Origin of the sequence: Heliomarina baculiformis (genome assembly GCF_019966545.1) — a bacterium.
In the GTDB taxonomy this organism is placed as follows: Bacteria; Pseudomonadota; Alphaproteobacteria; order Rhodobacterales; family Rhodobacteraceae; genus Heliomarina; species Heliomarina baculiformis.
The window spans coordinates 285,896-300,319 of the sequence record NZ_JAIMIC010000006.1 but is presented as its reverse complement, the minus strand read 5'-3'; the positions used below and the strand labels follow the sequence as shown (position 1 = coordinate 300,319).

19 protein-coding genes and 1 riboswitch are annotated in these 14,424 nt (G+C 58.5%); of the genes, 10 read left to right on the top strand and 9 right to left on the bottom strand.

Annotated elements, in window-relative coordinates:
- Positions 1 to 11 precede the first annotated feature (11 nt).
- The 4 genes from petB to MF268_RS15750 form a co-directional block, all read right to left on the bottom strand.
- Entirely contained in the window at positions 12 to 1,346 is a 1,335-nt protein-coding gene (petB, locus tag MF268_RS15765; protein ID WP_238371822.1) for a cytochrome b, read from the bottom strand.
- A 14-nt stretch (positions 1,347 to 1,360) separates the two neighbouring features.
- On the bottom strand, positions 1,361 to 1,924 hold the full coding sequence (petA, locus tag MF268_RS15760; RefSeq protein WP_238371821.1) for a ubiquinol-cytochrome c reductase iron-sulfur subunit: 564 nt from the start codon (positions 1,922 to 1,924) through the stop codon (positions 1,361 to 1,363).
- Positions 1,925 to 2,135: 211 nt separating this feature from the next.
- On the bottom strand, positions 2,136 to 2,747 hold the full coding sequence (locus MF268_RS15755; RefSeq protein ID WP_238371820.1) for a glutathione S-transferase: 612 nt from the start codon (positions 2,745 to 2,747) through the stop codon (positions 2,136 to 2,138).
- Between the two features lie 59 nt (positions 2,748 to 2,806).
- A complete protein-coding gene (locus MF268_RS15750; RefSeq protein ID WP_238371819.1) occupies positions 2,807 to 3,421 on the bottom strand; it encodes an FMN-binding negative transcriptional regulator in 615 nt (204 codons plus the stop codon).
- A 62-nt stretch (positions 3,422 to 3,483) separates the two neighbouring features.
- Positions 3,484 to 3,632: riboswitch (FMN riboswitch) on the top strand.
- Positions 3,633 to 3,703: 71 nt separating this feature from the next.
- Between MF268_RS15750 and MF268_RS15745 the strand changes: the two genes are divergently transcribed.
- A complete protein-coding gene (locus MF268_RS15745) occupies positions 3,704 to 4,138 on the top strand; it encodes a 6,7-dimethyl-8-ribityllumazine synthase (protein ID WP_238371924.1) in 435 nt (144 codons plus the stop codon).
- A gap of 59 nt (positions 4,139 to 4,197) precedes the next feature.
- Here MF268_RS15745 and MF268_RS15740 read toward each other — a convergent pair whose 3' ends face one another.
- Positions 4,198 to 5,538 carry a FliI/YscN family ATPase gene (locus MF268_RS15740; protein WP_238371818.1) on the bottom strand — a complete coding sequence of 447 codons (1,341 nt, stop codon included), beginning with the start codon at positions 5,536 to 5,538 and terminating at the stop codon, positions 4,198 to 4,200.
- 86 nt (positions 5,539 to 5,624) lie between these two features.
- Here MF268_RS15740 and MF268_RS15735 point away from each other — a divergent pair, with 86 nt between their 5' ends.
- Genes MF268_RS15735 through MF268_RS15695 form a run of 9 tightly spaced genes read left to right on the top strand, consistent with a single transcriptional unit; the run spans position 5,625 to position 10,123 of the window.
- Positions 5,625 to 6,011: a FlgB family protein gene (locus MF268_RS15735; RefSeq protein ID WP_238371817.1), complete on the top strand. Its 387-nt coding sequence runs from the start codon at positions 5,625 to 5,627 to the stop codon at positions 6,009 to 6,011.
- An 8-nt stretch (positions 6,012 to 6,019) separates the two neighbouring features.
- The gene (gene flgC / locus MF268_RS15730) at positions 6,020 to 6,412 is read left to right on the top strand and encodes a flagellar basal body rod protein FlgC (protein ID WP_238371816.1); all 393 of its coding nucleotides are present in this window, start codon (positions 6,020 to 6,022) and stop codon (positions 6,410 to 6,412) included.
- A 12-nt stretch (positions 6,413 to 6,424) separates the two neighbouring features.
- Positions 6,425 to 6,715: a flagellar hook-basal body complex protein FliE gene (gene fliE / locus MF268_RS15725; protein WP_238371815.1), complete on the top strand. Its 291-nt coding sequence runs from the start codon at positions 6,425 to 6,427 to the stop codon at positions 6,713 to 6,715.
- A 1-nt stretch (position 6,716) separates the two neighbouring features.
- Complete coding sequence (locus MF268_RS15720) at positions 6,717 to 6,989, top strand: flagellar biosynthetic protein FliQ (RefSeq protein WP_238371814.1); 273 nt, start codon at positions 6,717 to 6,719, stop codon at positions 6,987 to 6,989.
- A complete protein-coding gene (locus MF268_RS15715; protein ID WP_238371813.1) occupies positions 6,989 to 7,702 on the top strand; it encodes a flagellar hook-basal body complex protein in 714 nt (237 codons plus the stop codon). Before MF268_RS15720 ends, MF268_RS15715 begins: the two co-directional genes overlap by 1 nt.
- A gap of 12 nt (positions 7,703 to 7,714) precedes the next feature.
- Positions 7,715 to 8,500, top strand: a complete 786-nt coding sequence (gene flgG / locus MF268_RS15710; RefSeq protein WP_238371812.1) for a flagellar basal-body rod protein FlgG — start codon at positions 7,715 to 7,717, stop codon at positions 8,498 to 8,500.
- Complete coding sequence (gene flgA, locus MF268_RS15705) at positions 8,500 to 8,913, top strand: flagellar basal body P-ring formation chaperone FlgA (RefSeq protein ID WP_238371811.1); 414 nt, start codon at positions 8,500 to 8,502, stop codon at positions 8,911 to 8,913. The genes flgG and flgA overlap by 1 nt, the downstream gene beginning before the upstream one ends.
- On the top strand, positions 8,913 to 9,653 hold the full coding sequence (gene flgH / locus MF268_RS15700; RefSeq protein ID WP_238371810.1) for a flagellar basal body L-ring protein FlgH: 741 nt from the start codon (positions 8,913 to 8,915) through the stop codon (positions 9,651 to 9,653). Before flgA ends, flgH begins: the two co-directional genes overlap by 1 nt.
- A gap of 11 nt (positions 9,654 to 9,664) precedes the next feature.
- Positions 9,665 to 10,123: a flagellar basal body-associated FliL family protein gene (locus MF268_RS15695; protein ID WP_238371809.1), complete on the top strand. Its 459-nt coding sequence runs from the start codon at positions 9,665 to 9,667 to the stop codon at positions 10,121 to 10,123.
- A gap of 5 nt (positions 10,124 to 10,128) precedes the next feature.
- On the opposite strand, the gene MF268_RS15690 is transcribed toward MF268_RS15695, so the two are convergent.
- Genes MF268_RS15690 through flhA form a run of 4 tightly spaced genes read right to left on the bottom strand, consistent with a single transcriptional unit; the run spans position 10,129 to position 14,409 of the window.
- The gene (locus tag MF268_RS15690; protein ID WP_238371808.1) at positions 10,129 to 10,530 is read right to left on the bottom strand and encodes a hypothetical protein; all 402 of its coding nucleotides are present in this window, start codon (positions 10,528 to 10,530) and stop codon (positions 10,129 to 10,131) included.
- Positions 10,527 to 11,615, bottom strand: a complete 1,089-nt coding sequence (locus MF268_RS15685; protein ID WP_238371807.1) for an EscU/YscU/HrcU family type III secretion system export apparatus switch protein — start codon at positions 11,613 to 11,615, stop codon at positions 10,527 to 10,529. Before MF268_RS15685 ends, MF268_RS15690 begins: the two co-directional genes overlap by 4 nt.
- Positions 11,612 to 12,385, bottom strand: coding sequence for a flagellar biosynthetic protein FliR (locus MF268_RS15680; protein ID WP_238371806.1), 774 nt, complete (start codon positions 12,383 to 12,385; stop codon positions 11,612 to 11,614). The genes MF268_RS15685 and MF268_RS15680 overlap by 4 nt, the downstream gene beginning before the upstream one ends.
- Positions 12,382 to 14,409, bottom strand: coding sequence for a flagellar biosynthesis protein FlhA (flhA, locus tag MF268_RS15675; protein WP_238371923.1), 2,028 nt, complete (start codon positions 14,407 to 14,409; stop codon positions 12,382 to 12,384). Before flhA ends, MF268_RS15680 begins: the two co-directional genes overlap by 4 nt.
- Between the last annotated feature and the right edge of the window lie 15 nt (positions 14,410 to 14,424).

Here is a 14,424-nt window from a genome sequence, read left to right as displayed (position 1 = left end):
CTGTCCCTTTCTCATTCAGCCGGCGCAGCGGATTTGCTGTCGGCATCACCGTAATGCGCGGCAAAGTCTTCTTCGATCGTCGCCGGACGCGGATCGGGTTTCTCGATCACGCCAAGCAGCGGCAGGATTACGAGGAAATACGCGAACCAGTAAGCGGCCCCGATCAGCGAGAAGCTCGCATAGGGTTCTTCGGCAGGCATGGCCCCAAGCCACATCAGCACGATGAAGTCGACGCAGAGCAACGCGAACCACCACTTGAACATCGGGCGGTAACGACCCGAACGTACAGAGGATGTGTCGAGCCAGGGTGCCAGCGCCATGACGACAATCGCGCCGAACATCGCCAGAACCCCAAAGAACTTGGCGTCGATGATGCCACCGGTCAGGAACGACGCGATCTGCACAACCCAGACTTCGGAAGTGAAGGCACGCAGGATCGCGTAGAACGGCAGGAAGTACCATTCGGGCACAATATGCGCGGGCGTCGAAAGCGGGTTGGCTTCGATGTAGTTGTCGGGGTGACCCAAATAGTTCGGCATGAACCCGACGATGGCCCAGAAAATCACCATGACCAGCGCCAGCGCGAACAGGTCCTTGATCACGAAATAGGGCCAGAAGGGCAGGGTGTCTTTCTCGGCTTCGGCCTTGGACCCGCGGCGTACTTCAACACCGGTCGGGTTGTTGTTGCCCGTGGTGTGGAAGGCCCAGATATGCACGATCACGAGACCGGCAATCACGAAGGGCAGCAGGTAGTGCAGCGAGAAGAAGCGGTTCAGCGTGGCATTGTCAACGGCGGGCCCGCCCAGCAGCCATGTCTGCAGCGATTCACCCACAAACGGGATCGCGCCAAACAGGCCGGTGATTACGGTTGCACCCCAGAAGGACATCTGACCCCAGGGCAGAACGTAGCCCATGAAGCCGGTGCCCATCATCAGAACGAAGATCAGGATGCCGATGATCCAGGTGATCTCGCGCGGTTCCTTGTACGAGCCGTAGTAGAGACCACGGAAGATATGCGCGTAGACCGCGACAAAGAACAGCGAGGCGCCGTTGGCGTGCAGGTAGCGCAGCATAAAGCCGCCGTTCACGTCGCGCATGATGTGTTCGACGCTGGCAAATGCCATGTCCACGTGCGGCGTGTAGTGCATCACGAGCACGATGCCGGTGATGATCTGAAGCGCCAGACAGAAGGTAAGGACGATCCCCCAGATCCACATCCAGTTCAGGTTCTTGGGCGTGGGGATCATGATGGTGTCGTACAGGATGCCGACTACGGGCAGGCGGCGGTGAAGCCACTTTTCAGCGCCAGTCGAAGGTTCGTAATGATCGTGCGGAATTCCGGCCATGTTCAGTCCTCCCCTTATCCCAGTTTGATCGTCGATTCGTCGGTGAATTCGACGATCGGAATTGGCAGGTTGCGCGGCGCGGGCCCTTTGCGGATGCGGCCGGCAGTGTCGTAGTGCGACCCGTGGCAGGGGCAGAACCAGCCGCCAAAGTCGCCAGCGCCATCGCCCAGCGGCACACAGCCGAGGTGGGTGCAGACACCCATCATCACCAGCCATTCGCCGGTTTCGTCCAGCGCGCGGTTTTCGTCGGTTGCCGGTGCTTCGCCCGAGATATTCGCGTTTTCGGCATTCGGATCGGGCAGCGCGCTCACGTCGACTTCGCGGGCGGCTTCGATTTCGGCCTCGGTCCGGCGACGGATGAACACGGGTTTACCAAGAAACTTGACGGTGATCTGGGTGCCGGTCTCAACGCCGCTCAGATCGACATAGATCGATGAAAGGGCCTGAACGTCGGCAGAAGGGTTCATCTGATTGACCAGTGGCCAGATCGCGGCGCCTGCTGTTACGGCACCGGCACCAGCCGTTGCGTAATACAGGAAATCTCTCCGGGTGCCTTCGTGATCGTCTGCGTGGGACACGAGGTTTTCTCCAATTCCAGCGCCCGCTGGGGGCAAACATGCGTGTGGACCGCACGGAATACGGCCCCTCATTTGGCGTGTCTAGCGAGGTCAAAAAGGTTCGTCCAGCGGTCAAAGCCGCGCAGGACGTCGCATGGGGTTGCAAAACCGCAAAAAAAACACAAGTTGGCCTTGCTTCACGCGCCCGTGATTTCACCTCGTTGCGCTGCGTTCAGCCCTCTGGCGGGCGAGTGGCGGCGACGCTGGGGCGCGATTCGACGCTTTCGACCCATTTCGCCAGCGCATCATTTCCCTTGCGCCAGTTGCGGGCATCGTGCCGAAAATCAATGTAACCCAGCGCGCAGGCAACCGCGATATGGCCGATGCCGAATGGCCCGGCAAGGTGGCTCATCCAGCGGCCGTTCAGCGCGGCACAGGCGCGCTCGATCTTGCCCCATTGGCCTTCGACCCATTCATCCCAGCGTTTTTCCTCGGGGCGCAGACGGCCCTCATAAGTCATGGCCAGTGCCGCATCGAGAATTCCGTCGGCCATCGCTTCCAGTGTCATCGCATCCCAACGCCCGTTACCTTGCGGATAAAGCCCGCCATTTGCTCGATCATCGAGATAGGCGCAGATCACGCGGCTGTCGAAAAGCGCGGGCCCATCGGGACGTTCCAGCGCGGGGACTTTCGTCAGGGGTGTCTTTCCCAGCAACTCGCTTGCCGGTGCGATCGGTGTGGTTGCCACCGTTTCCAGCGTCACATCGTCAAGTTGGCCGGTTTCATGTAGTACGATCATGACCTTGCGGACGTAGGGCGAGGTCGGGCTGTAAAAGAGTTTCACGTAACGGCTCCCGTTTCTGACGTGTTTGGCGTCACCCTATGCAAGGCGCAACAGCCTGTCTATGCAGAGCGCATAAGCGCGGCCAGCAGGCGATGATCCGCGCCGAAACCGTAGCTGTCCATATGATCCGCCGCGTGCTCGCGGGCCAGATCTGTCTTGTTCTGGCTCAACTTCCAAGTGCCATCGACGGACTCGATCTGCATCCGGCAGGGAATGATCGACCGCATCAGCTTGTCGAGCAAATCCATTGGCATCTTGTTGGTCTTCCAAGGCGTTTTTGGCAACAACCGTTCTTCGAACAAGGCCGATTGCCGGTCGAGCATGTTGCGCATCTCTTCGGGAGGTAGGGCGGAGAGGGTGCCTCGTAGATGCACGGCGATGTAATTCCACGTCGGTACCTGATCGTCGATGCCGTACCAGTCTGGCGAGAGATAGCTGTCTGGACCGCTGATCGCCATCACCGCCGCCAACGGAGATTTCAAAGCGCGCGCGATGGGATTGGAGCGTACCAGATGCAGATCGAGGCTCTTTCCATCATCTGAAAGCATAAAGGGTACATGGCTGATAAGGGGGGCATCGGCGCCATTCACGCTCAGGACGCCAAAAGCACGTTCCCGCGCGAAGGCGAGGTTTCGGGTCGAGTCGGCGGTGTGGAAGACCGGATTTGGGTGCATTTGAAACCTTGATTTGTAGCTCTTGCAGTCTTGCGCTTTGTCTTCTGCATTGGCAATGATTGCCCTGTTCTCAGGGCGGGGTGCAATTCCCCACCGGCGGTATACGGTGTCAAATCCGCGAGCCCGCGAGCGCACCGGAGCTTTCCGGTGGTCAGCAGATCCGGTGCGAGGCCGGGGCCGACGGTTACAGTCCGGATGAAAGAGGACGTGCAGCGTACCGCCTTTGCGGTATGCCTGCCCGTGATCGCCTTGGGTGACGTGTCGAACCTAAAGGAGATGATGATGACACACACCCGTTTCGCTTTCGTCAAAGCCAATTGGCATGCTGATATCGTCGACCGCGCGCTTGACGGATTTCTTGAGCTCATTCCCGTAGCGCAGGTCGATGTCTATGACGTTCCCGGCGCTTTCGAGATGCCGCTGGTCGCGCGTGACCTCGCGCTATCGGGGCGCTACGGCGCGGTTGCTTGCGCCGCTTTCGTTGTCGACGGGGGGATCTATCGGCATGATTTCGTCGCTCAGGCCGTTGTCGATGGTCTTATGCGGGCCGGTCTGGACAGCGGCGTGCCGGTTCTCTCGGTTTCGCTGACACCCCACCACTATCAAGAGACTGACCACCACAATGCCATCTATCGCGAGCATTTCGTGGAAAAAGGCCGAGAGGCGGCGCGGGCGGCGCTGTCCATATGCAAGACGCGGCTTGAACTGGCGGCATGATCCGGGGTCGCTCTTTGCAACGCTAACACATAGTCACGGTGCAGCGACCGGGGGAGGGGTCACGATGCTTTCTCTCCCGGTCCCATTGCGCGCCGAAGCAACAGGTCGAGCCGGTTGAAGCTGTCCCTGATTTCACCGGTTTCCGCCTTGGAGAAGTAAGCATCCAGTTCCGGCCAGACCTTCACGGCACTGTCCAGAACCGGGTCCGCGCCCGAAGCGTAGAGCCCTGCCTTGATCATGACCTCGGACTGTTCATAGGCGCCAAGCAGCTTGCGCGCGTTGGCGATTATCCTGTTTTCAGCCTCGTTTGCCGCGTCCGGCAGGCTTCTCGATACGGACTTGCCGACATTGATCGCGGGAAAACGACCGCGCTCGGCAATATCGCGATCCAGCACGATATGGCCGTCCAGAACACCGCGGAGAATGTCGGCAATCGGTTCGTCCATGTCCGATCCGGCAACCAGTACGCTGAAGATTGCCGTGATCGACCCTTGGTCGACCGTGCCCGGTCCTGCCCGTTCGCACAGCGCTGTTATCACCGGGTTCACCGACGGGGGAAATCCTCTGAGCGCGGGCGTTTCACCAGAAGCGACCGCGATTTCGCGGTGCGCTTCGGCAAATCGCGTGATGGAATCGGCCAGTAACAGAACGTTCTTTCCCTTGTCCCGGAAATATTCGGCGACCGTCATTGCCGACCATGCGCAGCGGCGGCGCGTCAATGCCGACTGATCCGAGGTCGCGGCAATCACGACCGCCCGGCGCATTCCTTCTTCCCCAAGTACCCGCGTGACAAAATCGTTGACCTCGCGCCCGCGCTCTCCGATCAGGGCGACCACGACAACATCCGCCTCCATGTTTCGAGCAAGCTGGCCAAGCAGCCGGGATTTGCCGACACCCGAGCCGGCGAACAGCCCCAGTCTTTGACCTTCCACAATGGGCAGGATCGTGTTGAGCACCGCGATACCGGTGTTCAGGCGCCCGCCCAGAGGGCGTCTCGATACGGCAGGCGGCGGCGGGTTCATGATGTCGAGCGCCTTGGGTCCTCGCAAAAGCGGATCACCGTCGATCGGGGCGCCAAAGGGATCGACAATCCGCCCGATCCAACGCTCGCTCGGCGTAAAAACGGCTTGGGGCAAGGGAGCGACCCGGTCATTCACCGCAAGGCCTTCGGGTGCCATGTCAGGCAAAATTCCGATGGATTTACCATCAATTTGAAGCACTTCCCCGATGAGTGGGACCCCTGATTTGCGGCGGAGCTCTATGCGATCGCCGATGCGAACCTCTTCAGAAAGACCCGAAACATGCACCAACCCGCCAGAAATCGAGGTAACGCGCCCGATCGTACGCCATAAAGACAGTTCCGAAATACTGTCGTGCAAAGCCGTAAACAGCTCATCCATCGCGCAATTCCCTCAGTTTCCTGAAAACGGTTTCTAAAGGAATCGGGGTTAAGCCTTGATTGAAATTGATCGAGGGAGAAGCCCCGATGTTCTCTGACTTGAATGTCTTTAAAACAGCTTTTGCGATGGCAGCCCATGCTGGGAAACGGCAGGCCGTGATCGCCCAGAACGTATCGAATGCGGATACGCCGGGTTACGCGGCAAAGGACGTGCCCGATTTCTCCAGCACCTATCAATTGGAGCGTGGCGACAGCATGCGCGCCACACGTCCGGGGCATTTTGATGCAGACCGGCAGCCCGGCATGATCCGTGTCATCGAAGACCCGGATGCAATCGCCGAACCCAATGGCAACTCCGTTTCGGTCGAAATGGAGATGATGAAAGCTGTCGATGCAAAGCGCTCACATGACAGGGCGCTCGCGATCTACCGGAGCGGTCTCAGCATTCTGCGTACCAGTCTTGGAAGAGGGTGAACCAGTTCATGAGTGATTTTTCAGATGCTATTGCCGTTTCATCTGCGGGTCTACGCGCGCAGGCCACCCGCTTGCGGCATGTTTCAGAAAACATTTCCAACGCCGACACGCCGGGTTACCGCCGCAAAACCGTACCTTTCGAAGTCGAGAGCGAGATGCTCGGCGGTCCGGCACTTGTTTCTGTCGGGCGCGTGCAGCTTGACCAGAGCGATCTGGAGAAAGTCTTTGATCCCTCGCATCCGCTCGCCGATGAAACCGGCCACTTTGAGGGGTCGAACGTCAACCTGATGATAGAAATCGCTGACGCGCGCGAAGCGCAGCGCAGTTACGAAGCCAACCTGAAAATGTTTGATCAGACCCGGCAGATGTCTTCCGGGTTGATGGACCTTTTGCGCAAATAAAGGAGAACCAGAATGGATATCCGCAGTTTATCTGCCGTGAAAAGCTATGCCTCGGCGCGACCCGCGACCGAACCGGGAGAGAATGGTCCGGGCATGATGCAATCGCTTCAGGCGGTTGGAAAGGAATTTGCCGAAACGCTCCGCGCGGGCGAACAAGCGGCCATGGGCAGCATGACCGGCAGCGTGGATCCTCACGCCCTCGTACAGGCGCTTGCACAGACGGAACTGGCGGTCGAAACCGCGGTCACGGTTCGGAACAAGGTCGTCGAGGCATATCAGGAAATTCTCCGGATGCCGGTGTAACATGCTGGACGAAGGCGTTTTGTTTGACACGCTTCGGCAGGGGTTGTGGACGGCGGTGATCATCTCGACGCCGATCCTGTCCATAGCACTCGTAACCGGGCTGGCCATCGGCCTGTTCCAGGCGCTGACTTCCATTCAGGAAATGACGCTGACTTTCGTGCCAAAACTGGCAGCGATCGTGATCGTTTTCTGGATCACGATGGATTTCATGACGGAAACGCTTGTCGCCTTCTTTGAAGGGCACGTCATACCGCTCATTGCAGGAGGTTCCTGATGGACGCCACCGCCTATGTCACCCTGTCGCGCCAGTCAGGGCTGATGAATGAAATGCGCATCATCGCGAATAACATCGCCAATTCGGGGACTACCGGGTTCAGGCAGGAAGGCATTGTATTCTCGGAATACATAAAGTCGGCTGCCCGCCAGCCTTCGCTTTCGATGTCGCGTGCCCAGGTCCGTAATACCTCGATGGAGCAGGGCACGCTCACGCAAACGAATGGCAGTTTCGACTTTGCCATCGAAGGCGATGGGTTTTTCTTGGTTGAAACCCCGGCTGGCGAAAGACTTACCCGCGCCGGAAGCTTCACGCCGAACGCGAATGGTGATCTTGTCACGCCGGACGGGCATCCGGTTCTGGGCGCCGGTGGTGCGCCGGTCTTTGTGCCGCCCGGAACCCAGATCGCCGTGGCCGCTGACGGGACGCTCAGCGCCGATGGTCAACCGCTTGGACAGATCGGGATCTACCTGCCTTCCGACCCTCTCGACATGCAGCGCCAGGATGGCGTGATGTTCGAAACCACCGGGGGGGTGGAGCCGGCCGATGATGCGCGTCTGCTTCAGGGCTTTCTGGAAGGTTCGAACGTGAACCCCATGCTGCAGATTACCCGAATGGTCGAAGTGCAGCGCGCCTATGAAATGGGCCAGAGCTTTCTGCAGGCCGAGGATGAACGGGTTCGCACGGCCATCAAGACCCTGATCAGAACATAAAGGAGACCTACGATGCGCGCCTTGAAAATCGCCGCCACAGGAATGAGCGCTCAGCAGATGCGCGTCGAGACGATTTCGAACAACCTCGCCAATATGAGCACGACGGGCTACAACGCGCGCCGTGCCGAATTCGCCGATCTGCATTACCAGCAGGTCACCCGGGCCGGCACGATCAACGCCGCCGATGGTACGGTCGTGCCAACCGGCGTGCAGCTTGGGCTTGGTGTCCGGCCTTCTGCGATAAGCGTCCATCTCGAGCAGGGATCGCTGGAAGCCACGCAGGCCGATCTTGACATGGCGATCGAGGGGAACGGCTTTTTCGAAGTTACACTTCCATCCGGGCAGTCGGCCTTTACGCGCGACGGGAGTTTCAAGCGTTCCGCCGACGGGCTGATCGTCACCAACGAAGGCTACCCGGTCGCGCCGGATATCACCATTCCCGCGGATGCGCGCAGCATTTCTATAAATGGCGATGGAGAGGTCTACGCCTATTTTACCGACAATGGCGAGGGCCAGCTCTTGGGCCAGTTTACCCTAGCGAGCTTTACGAATGCCAAGGGACTGGAAGCGATTGGCAGCAACATGTTCCTCGAAACCGAAGCTTCCGGTGCAGCACAGGTATCCTCTCCGGGCGAAGACGGTCTTGGGACAGTACGCCAGGGCTATCTTGAAGCCAGTTCGGTCGATGCAGTGCGCGAGATTACCGAACTGATCGAAGCGCAGCGCGGGTATGAGATGAACGCCAAGGTCATCACGGCTGCCGACCAGATGCTTGCGGCGACGACGCAGGTTCGCTGATGAACTATTTCGCGCTTCTCCTTCTTCTGGCCGGCGCGCCTGCCGTGGCTGAGGTACTCGTCCCGGTGAGAACCATCCGGGCAAAGGAAATCATCACCGCCCAGGACGTCATCGTCAAAAATGCAGATGTGCCCGGTGCTCTCGGACGCATGGCGGATGTTGTCGGCATGGAGGCGCGGGTGTCGCTGTACGCGGGGCGCCCGGTCTACGGTAAAGACATTGGTCCACCGGCTTTGATTTCGCGCAATGAAATCGTGCCCCTCATTTATTCCACCGGTGGTCTGCATATCGTGACCGAAGGGCGCGCGCTTGACCGCGCGGCGGCCGGGGAAACCCTGCGCGTGATGAACCTTTCGTCACGTTCAACAGTCACCGGTTATGTCATGTCGGACGGTACAATCGAGGTCAGGTAATGCGTTTAAATGTTGGTACCAGTTTTCTCATACTTATCGGCCTGATCGTGTTCGGCGCCTGCGGCCGTGTCGATCATCTCGGACGTCCCCCAAGTTTCTCCGCAAATAAGGAAACGCCCGAACATGTGGCCATGTTGTGGCCAGGACTGCCGCTTACGACCCAGACCGTGCGCACCGTGGATCGGGCCTCGCTCTGGAGCCGGGAACGCGAAAGCCTTTTGGGTGATCGTCGTGCCATCAAGAAAGGCGATATCCTGACGGTTGTCATTGAAATCGATGAAAAGGCCGAAATTTCAAACGGAACCTCGCGATCGCGCAATGCCTCGGAATCCTTGGGCATTCCACAGCTGCTTGGGCTGCCGCAGAGGGTTGATGAGAAACTGCCCGAAGGCGCTACACTCGGGAATGCGGTCGATTTGAGCTCGGGCACCCAAACATCGGGTCAGGGATCAGTGAAGCGAAACGAAAAACTGACGCTTCGGGTTGCGGCCACGATCATTGATGTTCTTCCAAACGGGGTCTTGTCGATTAACGGGTCTCAGGAACTGCGCGTGAATTTCGAGATCCGCGAATTGCTTGTGTCCGGTTACGTGCGGCCTGAGGATATCTCGCGGCAGAACGAAATTACCTATGACAAGATCGCGTCTGCCCGCGTGTCCTACGGAGGACGGGGCCAGATAACCGATGTTCAGCAACCGCGCTATGGTCAGCAGATCCTTGACGCTGTCCTGCCGTTCTGAGGGAGGCTGTGATGGGAAAACTTATACCGCTTGTTTTTCTTCTCGTCGGCCTCGGAGCGGGAATCGGGGCGGCGATGTTCCTTGGGCCAAGCGGGACGGACGAGGCGCATACGGCGCCCGTTAAGGAACCCGAAGAGCCCGAAAGTGACTCCGAATACACGCGTATACCCAACCAGTTCGTGGTCCCGCTTATCAAGGATGACCGCGTGGCAGCGATGGTGGTGATTTCGCTCAGCATTGAATCCGATCCCGACCAGGGCTCAGCCATCTACGCACGGGAACCGAAACTGCGAGATCTGTTTCTCAGAGTGTTTTTCGATCACGCAAACATGGGCGGGTTTCGGGGCAGCTTTACAAAATTCGAAAATATGGAACTGCTGCGGAACGCTCTACGGGAAGTGGCTCAGAAAGAGATGGGAAGCGTCATTCGCGATGTTCTGATAACCGAAATCGCCCGCCAGGAAATGTAGCTTTCCTAGCTGCCGGACATCAGGCGATCGTAAAACTTGCGCATCTGTTGCTTTTTCCAGTCGTCCTTTTCCATTTGCAACATCTGTTCCACCGCTTCCCGCTTGCCGAAAGCCTTTCGGAAGCCCGCGATCGCATCTGACTTCCTTGCTAGGACCTGCGCGAGTTCCATGTTCAGCTGGCGGCGGGAGCGCGATACCCATGATTGCCAAAGGATGTCCGCCCCTACGATGCTCATGGTCTGGATCGCGTCTGCAGGTGCTTCTACCTGCCGGGATTTCTGTTCCAGACGCATCAGCTGTTCGCGGATCTGCGCCTCATCGCGAAGGATGTCGCTGATCTTGGCGTATTCCTGCAAAAAGCGAAGCTGGGCGACAACATGCAGATCTTTCAGTTGTTTTCGACTCATGACATTCGTTCGCGTGCCTTTCGGCGCATATCTTCGGCAAACCTGATCGCGACTGCGACCGGGCCGAAGAACTCGTGTTGAATTTCCTCGCCGACTTCGGTGACCGCGTGCAGGGCCCGTGCGGTTGGCGGGTCACTATGAACGGGGACGCCGCACTCCTGTGCTTTCTCGCGGATGGATGCTGCCATTTCGTCCACCCCCTTGGCGACGCAGACCGGAGCGCTCGTTGGTTTGCGATCCCATTTGAGCGCCACCGCAAAATGCGTCGGATTGACGATGATCACGTCCGCCTCGGGCACGGCCGCCATCATCTGGGACATGGCGATGGTCTGGCCGCGCATTCTTCTCTGCTGCTTGATATACGGGTCGCCTTCGGCCTCTTTCGCCTCGTCAGTCAGTTCCTTGCGGGACATCATGTTCTTGCGTCTGTGTTCCTTGTGTTGCCAGAGCGCATCGATGATGCCCAGCCCGCTCGCAATCAACAGGGCGATCAGCATGAATTGCACGCAAAGCTCGGCCAGCAACGCAACGACCTGGCGTGGCGCTGCGGCGATGCTGCCAACGATCTCAGGTAAATGAGCCTTGATGAAGAGAGCAAGGCATGCCGAGTAGAGCAGCAGCTTTATAAAGCTCTTGAAGAATTCAAAAAGCCCGCTTCGGCCAAACTTGTTCTTCGCGTTCGAAATGATCGAAATGCGCGAGATCTTTGGCTTAAGTTTGCTAGGGGCGAACACCAAGGCACGTTGGGCGAGGATCGACAAGAGCACGACGGCGGTCGGAACAACGAACCATGGCGCGGCGGAAATCGCCATTTGCCAGAGAAAACCTCCCATGAGCGGACGAGGGCTGCCTCTGAAAATCAGATCCGCCAATTCATGAGATTGATCGACCATGACAACGAATACCGAACCCATGGCCTGCAGCGATTGTGCTCCTACTGCCACCGCCGCCACAAGGATCCCGGCATAGGCTGCCGCAACCGAAAGATCCGTCGACCGCGCAACTTCTCCCTTTTCCCGGGCCTTCAGGAGTTTCTGCTCGGTCGGTTCGTGGGATTTCTCGTTGTCGTCTTGTCCACCGCTCATCTTACGATTTCCATCGGATTCGCAAAAAACCTGGCGAGACTATCCGTCCAGATCTGCAGCAGCATCGGAGAGCAGACGAACAGCAGGAACAGCCCGCCGAAGGTGATGACCGGGGCCCCGACAAAGGCGACCATGAGCTGTGGCATGGCGCGGTTTATCACGCCCAGTGTCAGGTTATAGATCAACGAAATGATCACGAAGGGGGCAGCAAGGGCAAAGGCGAGCGAGAACGCATGCGGAATGCGAGCGATACCCCATTCTGCCAGTATCGAGGCTGTGGGAAATTCACCGACGGGGAAGATTTCGTAGGAGTAAATCAGGTACTCGGCTGCCTGAACGTGCAGACCAGACATGACCGCAAGCGCGAGACCTGCAATGACGAGCACGTATCCGATTGCCGGAATCGGTTCTACGGCAGCGCCGCCAAGAATCTGGGCAAGCGAGGTCGCCTGAGCGGCAATAGAGCCGGCGGTTTGCAGGGCGAGAACGAAAAGCCGGACTGCAATTCCCAGCGCGAGGCCGATGATTGTTTCGCTCAGTACAAGAAGACCAAGAATAATAAGATCCGCCGGCTGGCCGATCATGGGAACCGCCGGCGCCACGATCATGGTGAACATGAGTGCGATCACCAGCTTGATCCGCATTGGCACGGTCCGCTCGCCGAACGCTGGCAAGAGCGAGGAGAGGGCGGCAACGCGAAGGAAAACGGCAAATCCGTGCCAGTACAATTCAGTCAACCTGCTTTGCAATTCCGGCAGGATTTCCATCATGCAGCGATTACCCCGACCAGTGAAGGTTGCGCTTCCAGTCCGATTTCATCGAAGGAAAGCACCGGGTTGGAAATACCGCGCGCGCGCATGATCGTTTGCAGGAAACGACGCCTTCGGGTCGAGGTGACCACCGCGGGATACAGGCCCTTTTCCGCGGTTTCGTTCATCCTTTTCGTTACGCCTTCCGCGAGCTTGTTAAACAGTTCGGGCGGCAAGGCGATGTCATAACCGCCATTGCGCGTTTCGACCTGATAGGCGGAAAAGGTTTCCTCCCATTCCGGGGCAAGCTGAACCAGTGGTATGGTGCCGTCCGGTCGTTTCATCTCGGCAACCAGTTGGAACCCGAGACGTTGCCTGACGAGTTCGCAGAGCACTTCGGGCTGGGTCGTCTGCTGCCGGCCTTCGGCCAGTGTCTCGAGGATAAGAGGCAAGTTACGAATCGAGACGCGCTCTTCGAGGAGCAGGCGCAGTACACTGTGCAGACAATCGATCGGCACCTTGTCCGGAATGAGTTCGTCAAGAAGCTTTCTGTTCGCTTCAGCGCGGGAGGCGTCTGATAAACGGGTCATTTCGTGCAGCAAGCGGCGCAACGACTTGAGTGTCAGCAGTCGCGCAAAGTTCTGTTTGATCGTTTCAAGCAGATGCGTCGCGAGGATTTCAGGCGGGCTGACAATCGTGGCGCCGCTCATCGCGGCGGTTTCCTGATCCTTGGGCGAAATCCAGCGCGCTGGCGCACCGTAAACCGGTTCGGAAACGTCCTTGCCTGAGGGCAGGCCTTCGTTCCCGTCGGGCATCAAGGCTAGGACAAGATCCGGATGCAACATCCCCCGGACCTGCTCAACCCCCTGAACGCGGATGACATATTCGCCCAGTTGCAGCTCGGGCTGGTCGGTCAGACGGATGTCCGGAAGGATCAGACCGTAGACCGTCGCCACGTGGGTGCGCATGTTGGCGATACGCGTATCCAGACCGGTTCCTGAATCCAGAACCATGCCTACCAGATCGGGGGCAAATTCCACGTGAACGTCATCGAGGTCCAGAACGTCGCCAAGGCCCTTGGCCCTTGGTGCCTCCTGCCTTCGATTTTCTTCAGAGGCCTCTTGTTCTTCCTTCTCTTCGCGTTGCCGCATCTTCCACGCGGCAAACCCAAGTACGGCGCCACCCAGAATGAAAGGCAGAAAAGGAAGACCCGGCACAAGCGCGAACAAGGCCATGAGCACTGCCACCGTGCCAAGCGCGGCGGGATATTTCCCCAGCTGGTCAAAAAGCGCGAGATCGGTGGCCCCCGTCGTGCCGCCACGGGCGAGGAGCAGGGCAGAGGCAATCGAGATCACGACCGCGGGAATCTGCGAGACCAGACCGTCCCCGACGGTCAGGATCGCATAGGTTTCAAAGGCCTGCCCGATCGGCATGCCATGCACAATGATGCCCATGATCAGGCCCATGATGATATTCAGCAAGGTGATCAGCAGACCCGCGATCGCGTCGCCCTTGACGAATTTCGACGCGCCGTCGAGCGATCCGAAAAATGTCGTTTCCTGTTGCTCAAGCTCGCGCCGCGCCTTGGCTTCTTTGTGATCGATGGCACCGGCGGACATATCTGCATCGATGGCAAGCTGCTTGCCGGGCATGCCGTCGAGCGCAAATCGCGCGCCCACTTCGGCCATGCGGGCGGCACCCTTTGTGATGACCATGAAATTCACGATTAGCAGAACGCCAAAGACAACAAGGCCCAGAAAAACACTACCGCCCATGATAAAACTGGCAAATCCTTCGATCACGTCACCGGCCGCACCAGGACCGGTATGTCCCTGTCCGATGATCAGTTTCGTCGAAGAAATGTTAAGCGATAGTCGCAGCATCAGGGACGCAAGCAGGACAGTCGGGAAGGCCGAAAAATCCAGCGGACGCCCGATAAAGAGCGTTACAGTGAAGATCAGGATGGCGAGGCCGAAAGAGGCGGCAAGTCCGACGTCCAGCACCCAGGCCGGCATTGGAAGGATCATCATGATAATAACGGCCATCAGCGCGAGCGCGAG

What these genes read in the sequence shown, in the direction of transcription:
- petB (WP_238371822.1), bottom strand. Translation starts at nt 1,346, where the DNA reads ATGGCCGGAATTCCGCACGATCATTACGAACCTTCGACTGGCGCTGAA.
- flgC (WP_238371816.1), top strand. Translation starts at nt 6,020, where the DNA reads ATGAGTGATTTTTCAGATGCTATTGCCGTTTCATCTGCGGGTCTACGC.
- MF268_RS15750 (WP_238371819.1), bottom strand. Translation starts at nt 3,421, where the DNA reads ATGCACCCAAATCCGGTCTTCCACACCGCCGACTCGACCCGAAACCTC.
- MF268_RS15720 (WP_238371814.1), top strand. Translation starts at nt 6,717, where the DNA reads ATGCTGGACGAAGGCGTTTTGTTTGACACGCTTCGGCAGGGGTTGTGG.
- flgA (WP_238371811.1), top strand. Translation starts at nt 8,500, where the DNA reads ATGAACTATTTCGCGCTTCTCCTTCTTCTGGCCGGCGCGCCTGCCGTG.
- MF268_RS15685 (WP_238371807.1), bottom strand. Translation starts at nt 11,615, where the DNA reads ATGAGCGGTGGACAAGACGACAACGAGAAATCCCACGAACCGACCGAG.
- MF268_RS15740 (WP_238371818.1), bottom strand. Translation starts at nt 5,538, where the DNA reads ATGGATGAGCTGTTTACGGCTTTGCACGACAGTATTTCGGAACTGTCT.
- flgH (WP_238371810.1), top strand. Translation starts at nt 8,913, where the DNA reads ATGCGTTTAAATGTTGGTACCAGTTTTCTCATACTTATCGGCCTGATC.
- MF268_RS15690 (WP_238371808.1), bottom strand. Translation starts at nt 10,530, where the DNA reads ATGAGTCGAAAACAACTGAAAGATCTGCATGTTGTCGCCCAGCTTCGC.
- MF268_RS15735 (WP_238371817.1), top strand. Translation starts at nt 5,625, where the DNA reads ATGTTCTCTGACTTGAATGTCTTTAAAACAGCTTTTGCGATGGCAGCC.
- flhA (WP_238371923.1), bottom strand. Translation starts at nt 14,409, where the DNA reads ATGGCCGTTATTATCATGATGATCCTTCCAATGCCGGCCTGGGTGCTG.
- fliE (WP_238371815.1), top strand. Translation starts at nt 6,425, where the DNA reads ATGGATATCCGCAGTTTATCTGCCGTGAAAAGCTATGCCTCGGCGCGA.
- MF268_RS15695 (WP_238371809.1), top strand. Translation starts at nt 9,665, where the DNA reads ATGGGAAAACTTATACCGCTTGTTTTTCTTCTCGTCGGCCTCGGAGCG.
- MF268_RS15715 (WP_238371813.1), top strand. Translation starts at nt 6,989, where the DNA reads ATGGACGCCACCGCCTATGTCACCCTGTCGCGCCAGTCAGGGCTGATG.
- MF268_RS15745 (WP_238371924.1), top strand. Translation starts at nt 3,704, where the DNA reads ATGACACACACCCGTTTCGCTTTCGTCAAAGCCAATTGGCATGCTGAT.
- flgG (WP_238371812.1), top strand. Translation starts at nt 7,715, where the DNA reads ATGCGCGCCTTGAAAATCGCCGCCACAGGAATGAGCGCTCAGCAGATG.
- MF268_RS15680 (WP_238371806.1), bottom strand. Translation starts at nt 12,385, where the DNA reads ATGATGGAAATCCTGCCGGAATTGCAAAGCAGGTTGACTGAATTGTAC.